This is a genomic window from Streptomyces sp. NRRL F-6492 (assembly GCF_001280125.1).
Classification (GTDB): Bacteria; Actinomycetota; Actinomycetes; order Streptomycetales; family Streptomycetaceae; genus Streptomyces.
On the sequence record NZ_LGEG01000127.1, the window covers coordinates 65,309 to 81,286 of the forward strand.

At 75.4% G+C, this 15,978-nt stretch carries 13 protein-coding genes; 6 read left to right on the top strand and 7 right to left on the bottom strand.

What is annotated here, in order from left to right; genetic code table 11:
- Nucleotides 1-83: 83 nt before the first annotated feature.
- Nucleotides 84-470 carry a hypothetical protein gene (locus ADL08_RS12015; protein WP_053642166.1) on the bottom strand — a complete coding sequence of 129 codons (387 nt, stop codon included), beginning with the start codon at nt 468-470 and terminating at the stop codon, nt 84-86.
- A gap of 179 nt (nt 471-649) precedes the next feature.
- Nucleotides 650-2,101, bottom strand: coding sequence for a peptidoglycan D,D-transpeptidase FtsI family protein (locus ADL08_RS12020; RefSeq protein ID WP_053642081.1), 1,452 nt, complete (start codon nt 2,099-2,101; stop codon nt 650-652).
- 156 nt (nt 2,102-2,257) lie between these two features.
- On the opposite strand from ADL08_RS12020, the gene ADL08_RS12025 reads away from it, so the two are divergent.
- Nucleotides 2,258-3,349, top strand: coding sequence for a hypothetical protein (locus ADL08_RS12025; RefSeq protein ID WP_234352109.1), 1,092 nt, complete (start codon nt 2,258-2,260; stop codon nt 3,347-3,349).
- 100 nt (nt 3,350-3,449) lie between these two features.
- Entirely contained in the window at nt 3,450-3,944 is a 495-nt protein-coding gene (locus ADL08_RS12030; RefSeq protein ID WP_053642168.1) for a cupin domain-containing protein, read from the top strand.
- 68 nt (nt 3,945-4,012) lie between these two features.
- On the opposite strand, the gene ADL08_RS12035 is transcribed toward ADL08_RS12030, so the two are convergent.
- Nucleotides 4,013-4,783 (bottom strand): IclR family transcriptional regulator, encoded by a 771-nt coding sequence (locus tag ADL08_RS12035; RefSeq protein WP_053642082.1) that lies wholly within the window; start codon nt 4,781-4,783, stop codon nt 4,013-4,015.
- Between the two features lie 154 nt (nt 4,784-4,937).
- Between ADL08_RS12035 and ADL08_RS12040 the strand changes: the two genes are divergently transcribed.
- Nucleotides 4,938-6,437, top strand: a complete 1,500-nt coding sequence (locus tag ADL08_RS12040; RefSeq protein WP_078968314.1) for an aldehyde dehydrogenase (NADP(+)) — start codon at nt 4,938-4,940, stop codon at nt 6,435-6,437.
- Between the two features lie 29 nt (nt 6,438-6,466).
- On the opposite strand, the gene ADL08_RS12045 is transcribed toward ADL08_RS12040, so the two are convergent.
- Entirely contained in the window at nt 6,467-7,429 is a 963-nt protein-coding gene (locus ADL08_RS12045) for a zinc-dependent alcohol dehydrogenase family protein (protein WP_053642170.1), read from the bottom strand.
- Nucleotides 7,430-7,695: 266 nt separating this feature from the next.
- On the opposite strand from ADL08_RS12045, the gene ADL08_RS12050 reads away from it, so the two are divergent.
- On the top strand, nt 7,696-8,610 hold the full coding sequence (locus ADL08_RS12050; RefSeq protein WP_053642171.1) for an AraC family transcriptional regulator: 915 nt from the start codon (nt 7,696-7,698) through the stop codon (nt 8,608-8,610).
- A gap of 14 nt (nt 8,611-8,624) precedes the next feature.
- On the opposite strand, the gene helR is transcribed toward ADL08_RS12050, so the two are convergent.
- Together helR and ADL08_RS12060 are read right to left on the bottom strand one after the other, a co-directional pair.
- On the bottom strand, nt 8,625-10,805 hold the full coding sequence (helR, locus tag ADL08_RS12055) for an RNA polymerase recycling motor ATPase HelR (RefSeq protein ID WP_053642083.1): 2,181 nt from the start codon (nt 10,803-10,805) through the stop codon (nt 8,625-8,627).
- 108 nt (nt 10,806-10,913) lie between these two features.
- A complete protein-coding gene (locus ADL08_RS12060) occupies nt 10,914-12,353 on the bottom strand; it encodes an MFS transporter (RefSeq protein WP_053642084.1) in 1,440 nt (479 codons plus the stop codon).
- A 70-nt stretch (nt 12,354-12,423) separates the two neighbouring features.
- Between ADL08_RS12060 and ADL08_RS12065 the strand changes: the two genes are divergently transcribed.
- On the top strand, nt 12,424-13,509 hold the full coding sequence (locus ADL08_RS12065) for a GlxA family transcriptional regulator (protein WP_234352110.1): 1,086 nt from the start codon (nt 12,424-12,426) through the stop codon (nt 13,507-13,509).
- Here the strand turns inward: ADL08_RS12065 and ADL08_RS12070 are convergent.
- A complete protein-coding gene (locus ADL08_RS12070; RefSeq protein WP_053642085.1) occupies nt 13,484-14,311 on the bottom strand; it encodes an NAD-dependent epimerase/dehydratase family protein in 828 nt (275 codons plus the stop codon). The two genes, ADL08_RS12065 and ADL08_RS12070, sit on opposite strands and share 26 nt — an antisense overlap.
- 862 nt (nt 14,312-15,173) lie before the next feature.
- Here ADL08_RS12070 and ADL08_RS12075 point away from each other — a divergent pair.
- Nucleotides 15,174-15,884 (top strand): DsbA family oxidoreductase, encoded by a 711-nt coding sequence (locus ADL08_RS12075; RefSeq protein ID WP_053642086.1) that lies wholly within the window; start codon nt 15,174-15,176, stop codon nt 15,882-15,884.
- The last annotated feature ends 94 nt before the right edge of the window (nt 15,885-15,978 follow it).

A 15,978-nucleotide genomic window follows, 5' to 3' on the forward strand; every position in this document is an offset into this window, starting at 1 on the left:
GTCCCGTACGAGGGCTTCCGCCCGGCGTGCCGACCGCACGCACCGGACACCGCGGACACCGCACAGGACTTTCCGGACACCCCCTAGGGAGCGTCCGTGCGGGCCCTCTTCTCGTACCGCAGCGCGGCCCCCGTCACGAGCGCGCCGAGCCCCTCCCACAGGCCCACGCCCAGGAAGCCGGCCGGGGCGCGGCCGGTGACGACGGCGAGGGTGAAGACCGCGCAGGTGAGGAGGCGGAAGGGGACCGTCCAGCGGAAGAACGGCTTCCAGTCGGCGAGCGAGGCCAGGACGTAGTAGACGCCCATGTTGAGCGCGGCCATCGAGGAGGCCGTCAGGAAGACCAGGGTGTGGTCGCCGTCCGACCGCCCGCCGTCGGGCACCGGTTCGAAGCCCATGACCGTGAGCAGGGCGTCCGGGGCGACCAGGCCCACCACGCCGAGCGCGGCGGCGAGCACGCCGAAGACCGCCATGGTCCAGCCGGACAGGGAACGGGGCAGACGCACGGCGGTCCTCCGTGAGGGGGAAGCAGGGGTACGGGATCGAATGTGTGCTCGGATGGGAGCGCGCCCCTGCATACCGCGTGACGGGGCCCGACGGCCAATCGGGCCCCGCCCACCGTCACTTCGGCGCCACCGTCGTCACACCGGCGTCACTTCAGGGCCGCCGCCATCATCTTCTGTGCCACCGGGGCCGCCAGGCCGTTGCCGCTGACCTCGGAGCGGGCCGCGCCCGAGTCCTCGATCATCACCGCGACGGCGACCTGCTTCCCGGTCGAGGGGTCCTTGGCGTACGAGGTGAACCAGGCGTACGGCGTCTTGCTGTTGTTCTCGCCGTGCTGGGCCGTGCCCGTCTTGCCGCCGACCTCCGCCCCGGCGACCGCCGCGTTCGTGCCTGTGCCCTCCTCCACCACGGTCACCATCGCGCTGCGCAGCTGTCCGGCCGTCGAGGAGGAGACGATCCGCCGGGTGTCCCCGTCCTCGAAGGAGGCGAGCGCGTCGCCGTCGGAGTCGACGACCTCCGACACCATGTGCGGGGCCGCGAGGAGGCCGTCGTTGGCGATCGCCGCCGACACCATGGCCATCTGGAGCGGGGTGGCCGTCACGTCGAACTGGCCGATGCCGGTGAGCGCCGTCTGCGCCGGGTCCGCCTTCGACGGGTACACGCTCGCGTACGCCCGGACCGGGACGTCGAGCCCGGCGTCGTTGAAGCCGAACTTCTCCGCCATGGCCCGCACCTTGTCCCGCCCCAGGTCGGCGGCCATCTTGCCGAAGACGTTGTTGCAGGAGTACCGCAGCGCGGTGCGGATCGTGGCGTTCTCGCAGGGCGCGGACGCGTTCTCGTTCCTCAGCACGGTCCGGGTGTGCGGCAGCGTGTACGGGTCGGGGCTCTCCGTCGCCGTGTCCACCGAGCGGTAGAGGCCGTCCTCCAGGGCCGCCGCCGCGACGACCAGCTTGAAGGTGGAGCCGGGCGGCAGCGGCTGCCGCAGCGCCCGGTTGACCAGCGGCTTGTCCTCGTCGCCGGTCAGCGCCTGCCAGGCGGCCCCGTCGTTCGTCCCGGAGATCTTCGACGGGTCGTAGGACGGCGTGGAGGCCAGGGCGAGGATCCGGCCGCTGACCGGGTCGACGGCGACGGCCGCGCCCTTTTTGTTCCCGAGCGCCCGGTAGGCGGCCTTCTGCACGGCGGGGTCGATCGTGGTGAGGACCGTGCCCGGCTCCTGCTGCTTGCGGGTCACCGCGTCCAGCGGGTTCCTCAGCCGCTCGTCGGTGCCGTCGAGGACGTCCGCGTAGATGCCCTCCAGCTGGGTGGCGCCGTACGCCTGCGAGCTGTAGCCGGTGACGGCCGCGTACAGCTCGCCGTCCGTGTAGGTCCGCCGGTACTCCAGGTCCGTCCCCCCTCCGTTCCTCTCCGAGCCGGTGACCGGGGAGCCGGCCACGACGATGTTCCCGAGCGGCTGCGCGTACTGCGCGATCGTCTTCCGCCGGTTCTTCTGGTCGTCCGCGAGCGCCTTGGCCTCGTACGCCTGCACCCACGTGGCCCGGCCGAGGAGGGCGAGCACGAGGAGCAGCACGAAGACCGAGGTGTGCCTGATCGTCTTGTTCATCGCACTTGTCCGGACGAACGGACCGGCGGCGGACGTTCCGGATGTGTCCCGTTTCTCAGCGAACCTTCATGTCCGGATCCGTTCGGTCGGCTGTGCGATCATGCGGAGGCCCCGGGGAGGGGGCCGGAAACGCGTGGGAACGGGGAGGGGTCGGACGTGAGCGGGGACCGGGACGGTTCGTCGGTGCCGGACGAGGTGTGGGAGGAGTTCCTCCGGACCTCGGCCGCCGGCGCGGGGGACGCGCCGAAGGAGCCGTCCGCACGGGCCCGCGAGACGGCGGCCCGGCTGCGGACGGAGCCCGCGGAGCCGGCGCCGTGGCGCGCGCCCACGTCCCCGCCCGTACGGCCCCGGCGCCGGAAGGGCCGGTACGTGGCGGGCTTCGCGGCCGCCCTCGCGCTGCTGTTCGTGGCGGTGGACCCGGGAGGCGTCGTCGGCTGGTCCGGCGGCGGGGACCGGGCCGGCGCGCCCCTCGCGCAGGAGACGGAGCGGCCGACGGAGGCCCCTCCCGCCGAGGCGGACGGGCGGGCCACGCCCGACGACCCGTTCCGGGGCTCCCCGGCGGCGCGCTGGGCGAGCGGTACGGCCGGCATCACCGTGCCCGGGGCCGGGGCCACCGGCCGGCTGACGAAGGCGGAGGTGACGCGGGCCCTCACGCGCACGCGTGACTTCCTCGCCGCGTCCGGCCTGGACCCGGCGGTGCTGCGGGGCGCCCGTCCGGAGAGGGCCATCGCCCTGATGAACCCGCGCCAGAAGGACGTCACGGACTTCGTGTCGACCGCGCTGCGCACCCCGGACGAGGACCACGACCCGCTGCTGCTCTTCAGCCGCTTCGACCCGGCGCAGGCCCGCCTCGTCGGGGACGAGGTCAGGACCCGGGGCCGGCTCTCCTACCGGGAGGGGAGGCTCGGAGCCCTGGAGGTGACCGCCGACGTCACGTACGTGTACCCGGTCGCCCCGGCCGGCGGCGGCGACGAGGTCGTGCGCGTGATCGCGCGGCGGGAGACCGTGGTGAGCTGGGACGACCCGGCGAAGGTGGCCACCGAGGAGGGCACCCTCACCCTCCTGTCGTACAAGCTCCACATGACCAACGGCGGCTGCGGCGCCCCCACCGGTTACTTCCGGCCGGAATTCGGCGGGGGAGCGGTGGACACCGATCCGGACGGCGGGAAGGTCGACCCCTACGCCCGCACGGAGCCGCTGGGCGAGGGCCGGGGCGGGACGGGCTGCGGGACGGCGACGCGGTCGTAGCGGACCCCTCGGGGCGCCGGTCCAGGAGGGCGATTGGCCCGTGATTCCGGCGCCGGATTGCACCCGTTCCCGGGGCCAATGACGCCCTAGGGTGGTGTTCATGAACGAGACCGCGCCCTTCGCCCCGCTCCTCACCCGCGCCGCCGACGCCGAGACCACCGCCGACCCGAGCAGCGTGATGACCCTCCTCGCCGACTCCGGCGCTACCGGCGGCCGGCTCACCAGCTACCGCTCCTCGTTCGCGAAGGGGGCGGTCGGCGCCCCGGCGCACTTCCACACCCGGGCCTCGGAGATGTTCTTCGTGCTCGGCGGCTCCCTCCAGGTCCTCGTCGGCGAGGAGCTGACCGTCCTGGAGCGGGGGGACTTCCTGCTGGTCCCGCCGCACACCCCGCACGCCTTCGCGGCCGCGCCCGGCGCGGAGGCCGACGTCCTGTTCGTCTTCACGCCGGGCGCGGACCGCTTCGACTACCTGCGCCTCCTCGGCCGGGTCGCGCGCGGCGAGGCGGACGTCGAGGAGATCGCTGCGTCCTCGGAGCGGTACGACAACCACTACGTGGACAGCCCGGTCTGGCGGGCGGCCCTGGCCGGACGCTGAACCCCCGGCTCCGGGAGTCCGGAGGCGCCGGGAGCCCGGAGGCCCCCTCAGCAGCCTGGCCCCCGGGATCAGAGGCGCCGGGTCACCAGGGCCAGCCGGTCCCGCGCCTCCAGGAGCGCGTCCCCGATCGCCCGCTCGTGGGCCGGGGTGAGCCGCGCCACCGGCACCGAGCAGCTGACCGCGTCCCGCGCCGGGGTCCGGTAGGGGATCGCGACGCCGAAGCAGCTCAGCCCCAGCGTGTTCTCCTCGCGGTCCACCGCGAAGCCCCGCTCGCGGACGGCGCGCAGCTCCTCGATCAGCTCCTCGCGATCGGTGACCGTGTGCCCGGTCGGCGCCGGCAGGGTCTCCGGGAGCAGCTCGCGCACCTGCTCGTCGTCGTGGGTGGCCAGCAGCGCCTTGCCGAGCGCGGTCGAGTGCGCGGGCAGCCGCCGCCCGATCCGGGTGAACGGCCTCAGGTGGTGCGGGGACTGACGGGTCGCCAGGTGGACCACGTCGGCGCCGTCGAGCCGCGCCAGGTGGATCGTCTCGGCGGTGGCGTCCGCGAGCCGGTCCAGGACGGTCCGGGAGGCGGCCACCACCTCGTCGCCGTCGACGTAGGCGGTGCCGACGAGCAGCGCCCGCACCCCGATGCCGTACCGGGTGCCGGTCGCGTCCGTCTCCACCCAGCCCAGCTCCACCAGGGTGCGCAGCAGCATGTACAGACTGGACTTGGGATAGCCGACGGCCTCCTGGACGCCGGCCAGCGAGTGCATCCCGGCCCGCCCGGCGAAGTACTCCAGCAGTTCCACGGTCCGCACCGCGGACTTCACCTGCGCCCCGCCCGCGTCGGCACTCGCCACGCCCCTCGCCCCTCTTCCCTCGCCCGCCCGCCGTCCGGCGGCCGTTCCGGCCGGACGGCGCCCCTTGTGGAGACGGCCGGGCCGTCAATAGAGTCCACCGGAAACGCGTTCATGTGCGGAAACGGTGTTCAGGGTAGCGAACAGGGGCGTGGCGGTGGCGGCGGAACCAGTGTGGAGCGTGGACCCCCGGACGGGGAAGCCGCGCGAACAGGTCGCGGTGGAGGCCACGGCGGAGGAGGTCGACCGGGCCGTCCGGGCCGCCCACGGCGCCCGCGGGGCCCTCGCCGACCGGACCGCGCGGGTCGTGCTCCTCCGTACCGCCGCCGACCTCCTCGACGGGGCCCGCGACCACGTCGTGGAGGCCGCCGACGCCGAGACGGCCCTCGGGCCCGTCCGGCTCACCGGCGAACTCGCCCGCACCACCGCCCAGTTGCGGGCCTTCGCCGACATCGTCGAGGAAGGCTCCTTCCTGGACGTCCGGATCGACCTCCCCGACCCCGCGGCCGTCCCGCCCCGCCCCGACCTGCGCCGCTGGAAGGTCCCGCTCGGCGTCGTCGCCGTCTACGCGGCCGGCAACTTCCCGCTCGCCTTCTCCGTCCCCGGCGGCGACACCGCCAGCGCCCTCGCGGCCGGCTGCCCCGTGGTGGTCAAGGCCCACCCCGACCACCCGGCCACCTCCGAACTCTGCGCCTCCCTCCTGCGCCGGGCCGCCGTCGAGGCGGGCCTCCCCGAGGACGTCGTCGTCCTCGTCCACGGCTTCGACGCGGGCGTCCGCCTGGTGCGCCACCCGCTCGTCGCGGCGGCGGGCTTCACCGGCTCCGTGCGCGGCGGCCGGGCGCTCTTCGACGCGGCCGCCGCCCGGCCCGTACCGATCCCCTTCCACGGCGAACTCGGCTCCCTCAACCCGGTCGTGGTCACCCCCGCCGCCGCCGGGGAGCGGGCCGCCGGGCTCGGCGCCGGACTCGCCGCCTCCATGACCCTGGGCGCGGGACAGTTCTGCACCAAGCCCGGCTTCGTCCTCGCCCCCCGGGGCGCGGCGGGCGACCGCTTCCTCGACGCCCTCACCGCCGGCGTCGGCGAGACCGAGCCCTCCGTCATGCTCGACCACCGGATGCGGGACGCCTTCGTCGCCGGGGTCGGGGAGCGCGCCGCGCTCCCCGGGGTCGGCACCCCCGTCACCCCGGGCGCGGGCGGCGCGCACACCGTCAGCGCCGGCGTCCTCGCCGTCGACGCCGAGCGGCTCCTCGCGGGCGGCCACCACCTCCTCCTGGAGGAGTGCTTCGGCCCGGTCACCGTCGTCGCCCGCTACTCCACCCGCGAGGAGGCCGCCGCCGTCCTGGACCTGCTGCCCGGCAACCTCACGGCCACCCTGCACACCACCGAGACGGCCGAGGACCCCGACGCGGCCCCGCTGCTCGCCGCCCTCGCCCCGCTGGCCGGGCGCGTCCTCGTCAACGGCTGGCCCACCGGCGTCGCCGTCGCCGCCGCCCAGCACCACGGCGGCCCCTACCCGGCCGCCACCTCCACCTCCACCTCGGTCGGGGCGACCGCGATCGAGCGCTGGCTCCGCCCGGTCACCTACCAGTCGACCCCCGACCGCCTCCTCCCGCCGGAACTCCGCGACGGCAACCCGCTCGGACTGCCGAGGCGCTGACCCGCCGGACACCTCCTACCGGGCGCCTCCTAGTGGCGCACGCGCACCACGATCTTCCCGGTGTGCGTGCCGGACTCCATCAGCCGGTGGGCGTCGGCGATCCGCTCCAGGCCGTCGAAGACCTCGGCGACCACCGGCGCCAGGGAGCCGTCGCGCAGCCCCGAGCCGATGAACCCGGCCGCCAGGCGGCGCCCCTCCTCGGTCCTGGCGAGCGCCCCGTTGGCGTACGCGTGCGTGGTCAGCGGCCAGTTCGTGGACAGCTCGACCGGCCGGGGGTCCAGCCAGCCGTACAGCACGGCGGTGCCGCCGGGCCGCAGCGCGTCGCCGAGCCGGGCGAACCCGGGTCCGCCGATCGCGTCGAAGACCAGGTCCGCGCCCGCGCCCCCGGTGATCCGGCGCACCTCCCCGACCAGGTCCTCCTCCTCCGTGACGACCACGTGCGCGGCCCCCAGCTCCAGGAGCCGTGCGCGCTTGCCCCCGCCCCGCGTGGTGGCGATCGGCACCGCCCCCACCCGCAGCGCCGTCCGGATCGCCGCCGTCCCCACGCCGCTCGACGCCCCGGTGACGACCACGTGGTCCCCGGGGCGCAGCCCGCCGGTGAGCACCATCCCGCCGTACGCGGTGAAGTGCGTCAGCCACACCGCCGCCGCCGTCACCGCGTCCGCCCCCGCCGGCCGGGCCACCAGGTACTCCTCCGGCAGCACCACCCGCTCCGCGTACACCCCGTGCGTTCCGAAGTCGAAGTTGGCCGCCGCCGTCACCGGATCGCCGGGGGCGTACGCGGTGACCCCCGCGCCCACCGCCTCGACGGTCCCCGCCGCCTCGTAGCCGAGCCGCGAACCCGGCAGCGTCGGCCGGTAGTGGTAGGTGCCCGCGCGGAACAGCGCCTCGGCGCGGTTGAGGCCGATCGCCTCGACCCGTACGAGGACCTCACCGGGCCCGGGGTCCGGCAGCGGCACCTCCTCCACCGTCAGCACCTCGGGGCCGCCCAGCTCGTGGAAGAGGACGGCCCTGGTGGTCGTGCCCGTCGCCGGGCTCGCCGTGTACGCCGGGCTCGCGGCGTCGGCCGTGCTCGGGGCGGTCGGCGCGGTCGGCGCGTTCGGCGCGGTCGTCGTGTCGGTCGTCGTGTCGGTCGTCGTCTTGTTCGTCGTCGTCACGGATCCGACCGTAGGAGGGCCCGGCGAGACGATCCATGTCCCTCCGCCTCCCCGTGATGTCCGATCGTCTCGCCACCGCGCCCGGACGGTACGGTGCCGGGATGGACGTACTGAGCGATGCCGTCGCCGCCATGCGCACCGGCCGCCCCCACTCCTCCCGCGCGGTCCACGTCGCCCCCTGGGGGTTCCGCTTCCCCGCGAACGAGGGCGCCGGGTTCCACGTCGTCCTCCAGGGCACCGCCTGGCTCCTCCCGCCGGACGACGGCGCCCCCGTCCCCCTCGGCCCCGGCGACATCGTCCTCCTCGCCCACGGCACCGGACACGGCATCGCCGACCGGCCCGACACCCCGCTCGTCGACAGCCTGCCCGACCCCGACGGCTCCTGGCCCACCCCGCCCGACCGGGGACCCGCGGGCGCCGGGGAGACCCTGCTGCTGTGCGGCGCCTACCAGCTCAGCCGGGCCCGCGCCCACCCGCTCTTCACCGAGCTGCCCCCGTACGTGCACCTCCCCGCCCGGATCGGCGCGCACCCCCGGCTGCGCGCCGCCGTCGACCTGCTCGGCGCCGAACTCGCCGAACCTCAGCCCGGCTCCGACGCCGTCGTGCCCGCCCTCCTCGACACCCTCCTGCTCTACCTGCTGCGCACCTGGTGGCTCACCGAGCGCGCCGACCGGTCCACCGGCTGGTCCGCCGCCCTCGCGGACCCGGCGGTCGCCGGCGCCCTGCGCGCCCTCCACCGGGACCCCGCCAGGGCGTGGACGGTCGAGGAGCTCGGCGCGCTCGGGGGCCTCTCCCGCGCCGCGTTCGCCCGCCGGTTCACCGCCCTCGTCGGCCGCCCGCCCCTCGCGTACCTCACCTGGTGGCGGATGACCGCGGCGGGCCGCCTGCTCCGCTCCGACGACCTCCCGCTCCGCGCGGTCGCCCAACGCGCGGGCTACTCCTCCGAGTTCGCCTTCGCCAAGGCCTTCAAGCGGGAGTACGGGGTGGCCCCGGGCCAGTACCGGAGGGGCGCGTAGCGGCGCGACCGGCGTCAGGCGCTCCGCAGGACCACCAGCCGCTGCGTCGCCCGCGTCATCGCCACGTACCGGTCCACCGCCCCCGCGACGCCCCCGCCGAACGCCTCCGGGTCGACGAGGACGACCAGGTCGAACTCCAGGCCCTTCGCGAGGGACGGGGTCAGCGAGCGGACGCGGGGCCTCTCGCGGAACGCCGGATCGCCGATGACGCAGGCGACCCCCTCCGCGTGCTCCGCGAGCCAGGCGTCCAGGACGGCGTCCCGGTCCCCGGCCGGTCCGTACGCGACGGGAACGCCGCCGCGGCGGACGGACACCGGCACGTTGGCGTCCGGGAGCGCGGCCCTGATGACCGGCTCCGCCTCCGTCATGACCTCCTCGGGCGTCCGGTAGTTGACGGACAGGGAGGCCACCTCGATCCGGTCGAGCCCGATCCGCTCCAGACGCTCCCGCCACGACTCCGTGAACCCGTGCCGGGCCTGGGCGCGGTCCCCGACGATCGTGAGGCTCCGCGACGGGCAGCGCGCCAGGAGCATCCGCCACTCCGCGTCGGTCAGCTCCTGCGCCTCGTCCACCACGACGTGCGCGAACGGACCGGCCAGCGGGTCGGACGCGGCGGCGGGCAGCGCGTCCTCGTCGATCAGGCTCTCCTGGAGGTCCCGCCCGCGCAGCATGCCCATCGCGCCCTCGCTCTCGTCGATCACCACGTTCTGCAGCAGGCTCGCGGTGACCTCGGCCCTGCGGGCGCGCTCGGCGGCGACGGCGGCCTCGCGCCGGCGCCCGAGCCGCGTCGCCTCCGGGTCGCCGAGCCGCCGGCGGGCCGCGTCCAGGAGCGGCAGGTCGGACACCGTCCACGCGTGCGCGTCCGCGCGCCGCAGCCGCCGCACCTCCTCCGGGCCGAGCCGGGGGGCGCACAGGCGCAGATAGGCGGGGACCGTCCACAGGTCGCCGACCAGGTCGGCCGCCTCGATCAGCGGCCACGCGCCGTGCAGCGCGGCCGTCAGCTCCCGGTCCCGGCGCAGCGACGCCCGGAACTCCTCCTCGGGGACCTCGTCGTCGTGCCCGTCCCGCAGGATCTCGGCCAGCTCCTCCCAGATCTGCTCGCGCGCCTCGTTGTGCGGGGTCCCCGGCTCCGGCGCCCCGAACGCCCGCGCCCAGTCCCGGGCGGTCAGCCGGACCTCGCCCCACGGGGTCGTGACCGTCATCGCCTCCGCCGGGGGCGTCTCGTAGAACCGGACGGCCGTCTCGATCGCCTCCACCATGTCCGCCGAGGACTTCAGGGCGGCCGCCTCCGGGTCGTCCTCGGCCACCGCCTCCGCCCCCTCGGCGACGAGGTCCCGCAGGGTGCAGGTCCGCACCCCCTCCTCGCCGAGGCCGGGCAGGACGTCGGAGACGTAGTCCAGATAGGGCCGGTGCGGACCGACGAACAGCACGCCGCCCCCGCGGCGCCCGAGGCGCGGGTCCGCGTACAGGAGGTAGGCGGAGCGGTGCAGGGCGACGACGGTCTTCCCCGTGCCCGGACCGCCGTCGACGACGAGCGCGCCCCGGGAACCGGCCCGGACGATCGCGTCCTGGTCGGCCTGGAGGGTGGCGAGCACGTCGCGCATCCGGGCCGAACGCCCGCCGCCCAGGCTCGCGACGAACGCCGACTGGTCGTCCAGGGCCGCGTGCCCTTCGAGCCCCTCGGCGGTGAACACCTCGTCCCAGTAGTCGTTGATCCGGCCGCCGGTCCAGCGGTACCGGCGGCGGCTGGCGAGCCCCATCGGGTTGCCGTGGGTCGCCCCGAAGAACGGCTCGGCCGCCGGGGAGCGCCAGTCGACGAGCAGCCGGCGCCCGGTGTCGTCGGTGAGCCCGAGCCGCCCGACGTACAGCGGCTCGGAACCGTCCGCGCCGACGACCCGGCCGAGGCACAGGTCCAGGCCGAAGCGGCGCAGGGTGCGCAGGCGCGCGGTCAGCCGGTGGATCTCGGCGTCCCGCTCCATCGCCGCGCGCCCGATGCCGCCGGGCGCCTTCCGCAGGGCGCCGAGCCGCCCGGACAGCTCGGCGACGGACCGCTCCAGGCTCTCCGCGACGGCGGCGAAGTGCCGCTCGTCGGCGGCGATCAGCGCCGGGTCGGCCTTGGCGGCCAGCCGCTCGGGCAGGTCGAACGCACGGGCCGGGACGGCGGGGCGGGGCGGTACGGACGAAGAGGTGGGCACGTGGTGGGTCTCCCGTTTCGCAGCTTCTGACCTGGGTCTTCTCCGGCCAGATCGGCGATTCTGCGGTACGGAGGGGGCCTTGCCGCAAGCCCCCCTGTGCGCTATACGTTAAGAGTGGCGAGGGGAGGGTCCGCCCCCGGTGCGCGCCACCTCTCGGGCCCGGCGGCGCGGCAGCCGCAGCGAGGCCAGCGCCGTCAGGGTCAGGAATCCGGCACTGATCAGCAGGCTCGTGCGCAGCGCCGACGCCACCGACCGGTCCGCGAGGGAGCCGAAGACCGCGATCGCGAGGCCGCCCGCCGTCTGCCGGACCGCGTTCAGGAGCCCCGCCGCCGTCCCCGCCCGCTCCGCCGGAACGGCCTCCATCATCGTGGCGATCAGCGGCGGCAGCGAGAAGCCCGCCCCGAGGGCCAGCGGCACCAGGAGCAGGGCCTGCGCCGCCCGCGGGGTCCCCGCGTCCACGGCGAGCAGTCCGAGCAGCCCGGCCACCGCGACCACCTGGCCCGCGACGATCGGCAGCCGCGCCCCGTACCGCGCCGCCGCCTTCGCCGACAGGAGGTTCACCCCGGCGAGCAGCCCCGTCATCGGCAGGAACATCAGCCCCGCGCCGAGCGCAGAGAGGCCGAGCACCTGCTGGAAGAAGAGCCCGAACACGAAGAGCATGCCGTAGAAGGCCACGCTGTTCGCCGCGCCCGCCGCCACCGTCACCGCCACCGTCGTGTTCCGGAAGAGCCCGAGCGGCACCACCGGATCGTGCCGCCGCGCCTCGATCACCAGGAACGCGGCGAAGGAGACGACCGCGGTCCCCAGCGCCCACCACCCCCGCGCACCGCCCTCGACGGCGGCGAAGGTCAGCGCCCCGAGCGCCGCCGTCGCCGTCAGCTGCCCCGGCAGGTCCAGCGGCGCGGGCCGCCGGACCGAACGCGCCACCCGGGCGAGCGGGAGCAGCGCGGCGAGGCCGAGCGGCAGGTTCACGAAGAAGACGCCGCGCCAGCTCCACGCCGTCGTCAGCGCCCCGCCCACGACCGGGCCGAGCGCCACCGCGACCGTCCCGCCCGCCGCCCACAGCGACACCGCGCGGGCCCGCCGGCCCGGATCGCCGTACGCCTCCCGCACGAGCGCGAGGGAGGCCGGCAGCATCACGGCCGCCGCGGCGCCCTGCACCGTCCGGGCCGCGAGCAGCGCGGGAAGGCCGGGGGCGAGACCGCAGGCGGCCGAGGCGAGCGTGAAGACGACGACCCCGGCGCCGTACGCCCGGCTCGCCCCGACCCGGTCCGCGAGCGCCCCGCTGGACAGCAGCAGCGCGGCGAGGGCCAGCGTGTAGGAGTCGACCACCCACTGGAGGCCGGTCATGCCGGTCCCCAGGTCGGCGCCGACGGCGGGCAGGGCGACGTTGACGACCGAGGTGTCGAGGGTGATGAGGGCGAACCCGAGCATCGCGGCGGCGAGCGCCGGACCGGGGGAGGACGGGGCCCCGGAGGCGCCGGGCGCATCGGGGACGCCGGGGGTTGCGGGGACGACAGGGACTTCGCTGCGGGCCGTTGAGGACATGACCCCAGCTTCGTGACCTGCGGACCCGTACAGTAGTGGCCCGAATGCCATGTGACCGGAGGTTCTGGCCATGCCGACCGCGTCCCGCGTCCGGCGCGTCGCCGTGATCGCCGCCCCGCCCGTCTCGATGTTCAACCTCGCCATCCCGGAGATGCTGTTCGGCAAGGTCGAGATCGACGGCGGACCGGGGTACGAGACGGTCATCTGCGCCCCCGACCCCGGGCCCGTCGCCACCACCGGCGGCCTCGACCTGATGGTCCCGCACGGGCTCGACGCCGTGGCCGGGGCCGACACGGTGGTCCTCGCGGGCAGCGGCTCGTACACCGACCCCGACCCGCGCATCCTCGACGCGCTGCGCGCCGCCGCCGCCGGGGGCAAGCGGATCGCCTCCATCTGCACCGGCGCCTTCGCGCTCGCCGAGGCCGGACTGCTCGACGGCCGCGCGGCCACGACGTACTGGACGTACCGGCCGCTGCTCGCCGCCCGTCATCCCGCCGTCGACCTCCAGGACGACGTCCTCTACGTGCAGGACGGCCCCGTCCTCACCTCCTCCGGGTACGCGGCGGGCATCGACCTCTGCCTGCACGTCATCCGCACCGACCACGGCGCCGCCGTCGCCAACACCGTCGCCCGGCTCGCCCTCGTCGCCCCCGTGCGGCCCGGCGGCCAGGCCCAGTTCACCCAGACCCCGCTGCCGCCCGAGCGCGGGGTCTCCTTCGCCGACACGCGCGCGTGGGCGATGGCGCACCTCGACGAGCCGCTCGGCCTCGCCGACCTCGCCCGGCACGCCGGGGTCTCCGTCCGCACCCTTTCCCGCCGCTTCCACGCCGAGACCGGCGTCAGCCCGCTCCAGTGGCTGCTCCACCAGCGCGTCGAGCGGGCGAAGGAGCTCCTGGAGACCACCACCCTCCCCATGGACGCGGCGGCCCGCGCCTGCGGCCTCGGCACGGCGGACTCCCTGCGCGGCCACCTCCTGCGCCGCACCGGGCTCACCCCGAGCGCCTACCGCGCCACGTTCAGCCGCCTGGCGGGGGGCGGCGCGGGGGAGCGGGCGCCGGGTGGGCCCGGAACCGGAGAGGGCGAGGCAGGTGGGCCCGGAACCGCCCCGCTCGTCCGAGCCTCCCGGTCGTTCACGGCCGGAGGTGCTTCAACGTGAACTCGGGCAGGGCGTACGGGCCGCCCTGCGGAGCCTCGGGGCCGGCGCCGGAATCGACGCCGGAATCGGCATCGGGAGCGGCGTCCGCGATGTGCGGCGCGTGGGTTTCGGCGTCGTCGAGGGGCGTGTAGGCCAGTTCGGATTCTGCGGGGAGCTCCCAGAAGCGCCGGGTGTTGGCCGAGACGGCGTACACCGTGGCGAAACGCGTGGAGAACGGGGCGACGAGCGCGGCCCGGCAGAAGCCGACGGCGTCGCGAGGGCTGAGCCAGGTCGCCAGGTGGCGCGGTTCCGCGGGCACCTCCTCGAAGCTGCCGATGCGCAGGCAGATCACGGATATCCCGAACTTGTCCGCGTACAACCGCCCCAGGGCTTCGACGGCCGCCTTGCTCACCCCGTACAGGCCGTCCGGGCGCACCGGCTCCCGGGGACCGGTGCGGTGGGCCACGGGGTAGAAGCCGGTCACGCGGTTGCTGCTGGCCAGGACGACTCGGGGGACCGCCGCGCGACGGGCGGCCTCCAGGACGTGATGGGTGCCCAGCACGTTGGTGTCCAAGAGGTGTTCGAGCGGTGCCTCGTCCGGCAGGCCGCCCAGGTGGAGCACGGCGTCCGCGCCCACGAGCGCGGTCTCGACGGCGGCCGCGTCCCGCAGGTCCACGGTGCGGACCACCTCGTTCGCGGCCTCGGCCCGGAGGGGAACGTGGTCGAGCAGGACCAGGCGGTCCACCTCGCCGCGCAGCGCCCCGCGCACGGCCGAGCCGATCTTCCCCGCCGCCCCGGTGACCACCACTGTCCCCAGTCCCACCGCATGCCTCCCCTGTTTCGAGCCCGCTGGCCGTGCTCCGGGCGAACGGCGATCCTTCCTCATCCGGAGCGACGTCGCCCGCGCGTGAACCGTCCGCCCCTCCGTCCCGCGTGATCCTCGCCTCGGGGCACAGCCTCCTGACCTCCGCCACGAAGGCATGCGCACCCGGCCCGCGCGCATCCGCCGTGACCTGCGCTCCGCAGCCGCTGGACCGGCGTTCGTACGGGAAGGAACATCCCCTACCTTTCGGGCGGATACTCCTGCCAGTGCTCGTGTTCGTCGACCCACCAGGCAACGGCGCAGTCGAGACATCGGTACCGCCAACGGGGCAGTCTCGTGGATGTGTCCGCCGCCTTGGAAAGAACGACCCCCGCTCCGCTGCACTTGACGCATCGAACCGGGGACTTCTGCGTGGTCTCCGACATGCCGACAGGCTAGCGAGGGTGCCTCCCGTCCCTGTCGGGATCCCGAACAACGACGCTCTTGCCGGCGTGGGCCCGGCCGCGGGGAGAAGACGCTCCATGAGCTCCGGCCTCTTCGTGTGCCGGTTCGAGAACGGTGAGGCGACACCGCTGGACACGAGTGCCGCGCACGAGGTCCTCGCCCCCTGTGCGGTGGCACGGGACCTCGGGGGGAGGTTCCTGCGGGTGCGTACGGCGGAGGCGGAGGAGGCGGGCGTGCACTTCTCCGGCCCGGACGACCGGGCCACCGGGTGCGGTCCCGCGAAGACCCCTTCGACGGGCGCGTCGTCCCTGTGCACCGCCTCACACCGCCCCCGCACGCGGAATGAAACGGGCAGGTGGGAGCGTTCTCCGCACCGAACACCCCGTCTTCACCCCCGTCACCCCCCGGAGAGAACCCCATGCGCGTCGAGATCTGGAGCGACATCGCCTGCCCCTGGTGCTACGTAGGAAAGGCGCGCTTCGAGAAGGGGCTCGCGGCCTTCGCGCACCGGGACGACGTCGAGGTGGTGCACCGCTCCTTCGAGCTCGATCCCGGCCGCGCCAAGGGCGACCCGGAGCCCGTCCTGGAGATGCTGGCGAAGAAGTACGGCCGCACCCTCGACGAGGCCCGGGCCATGGAGGCGCACGTGGCCTCCAGCGCGCACTCCGAGGGGCTCGGCTACCGCACCGAGGGCCGCGACCACGGCAACACCTTCGACATCCACCGGCTGCTCCACCTCGCGAAGGCGCGCGGCCGGCAGGGCGAGCTCCTGGACCTGGCCTACCGGGCCAACTTCGCGGAGGAGCGCTCCGTCTTCGACGCCGAGACCCTGGTGGCGCTCGGCGTGGAGGCCGGCCTCGACGAGACCGAGGTCCGGGCCGTCCTCACCGACGGGACCGCCTACGCCGACGACGTACGGCAGGACGAGCGCGAGGCCGCCGAACTCGGCGCGAACGGCGTGCCGTTCTTCGTCCTCGACCGCCGCTACGGCGTCTCCGGCGGCCAGCCCGCCGAGGTCTTCACCCAGGCCCTCGAACAGGCCTGGCAGGGCCGCGTCCTCCAGCCGCTCGGCACCGGCACGGACGCGGAGGCCTGCGGCCCGGACGGCTGCGAGGTCCCGAGGGCCTGAGCCGCCTCTGAGCCCCCGGCCCGGATTTCGGCTCCCGCCGTCCCCGGGCCGGGGCTCCTTGCCCGCGCTGACCTGCGGCGATAAGGCGCGCTTG

What these genes read in the sequence shown, in the direction of transcription:
- ADL08_RS12015 (WP_053642166.1), bottom strand. Translation starts at nt 470, where the DNA reads ATGGCGGTCTTCGGCGTGCTCGCCGCCGCGCTCGGCGTGGTGGGCCTG.
- ADL08_RS12020 (WP_053642081.1), bottom strand. Translation starts at nt 2,101, where the DNA reads ATGAACAAGACGATCAGGCACACCTCGGTCTTCGTGCTGCTCCTCGTG.
- ADL08_RS12030 (WP_053642168.1), top strand. Translation starts at nt 3,450, where the DNA reads ATGAACGAGACCGCGCCCTTCGCCCCGCTCCTCACCCGCGCCGCCGAC.
- ADL08_RS12050 (WP_053642171.1), top strand. Translation starts at nt 7,696, where the DNA reads ATGGACGTACTGAGCGATGCCGTCGCCGCCATGCGCACCGGCCGCCCC.
- ADL08_RS12060 (WP_053642084.1), bottom strand. Translation starts at nt 12,353, where the DNA reads ATGTCCTCAACGGCCCGCAGCGAAGTCCCTGTCGTCCCCGCAACCCCC.
- ADL08_RS12065 (WP_234352110.1), top strand. Translation starts at nt 12,424, where the DNA reads ATGCCGACCGCGTCCCGCGTCCGGCGCGTCGCCGTGATCGCCGCCCCG.
- ADL08_RS12075 (WP_053642086.1), top strand. Translation starts at nt 15,174, where the DNA reads ATGCGCGTCGAGATCTGGAGCGACATCGCCTGCCCCTGGTGCTACGTA.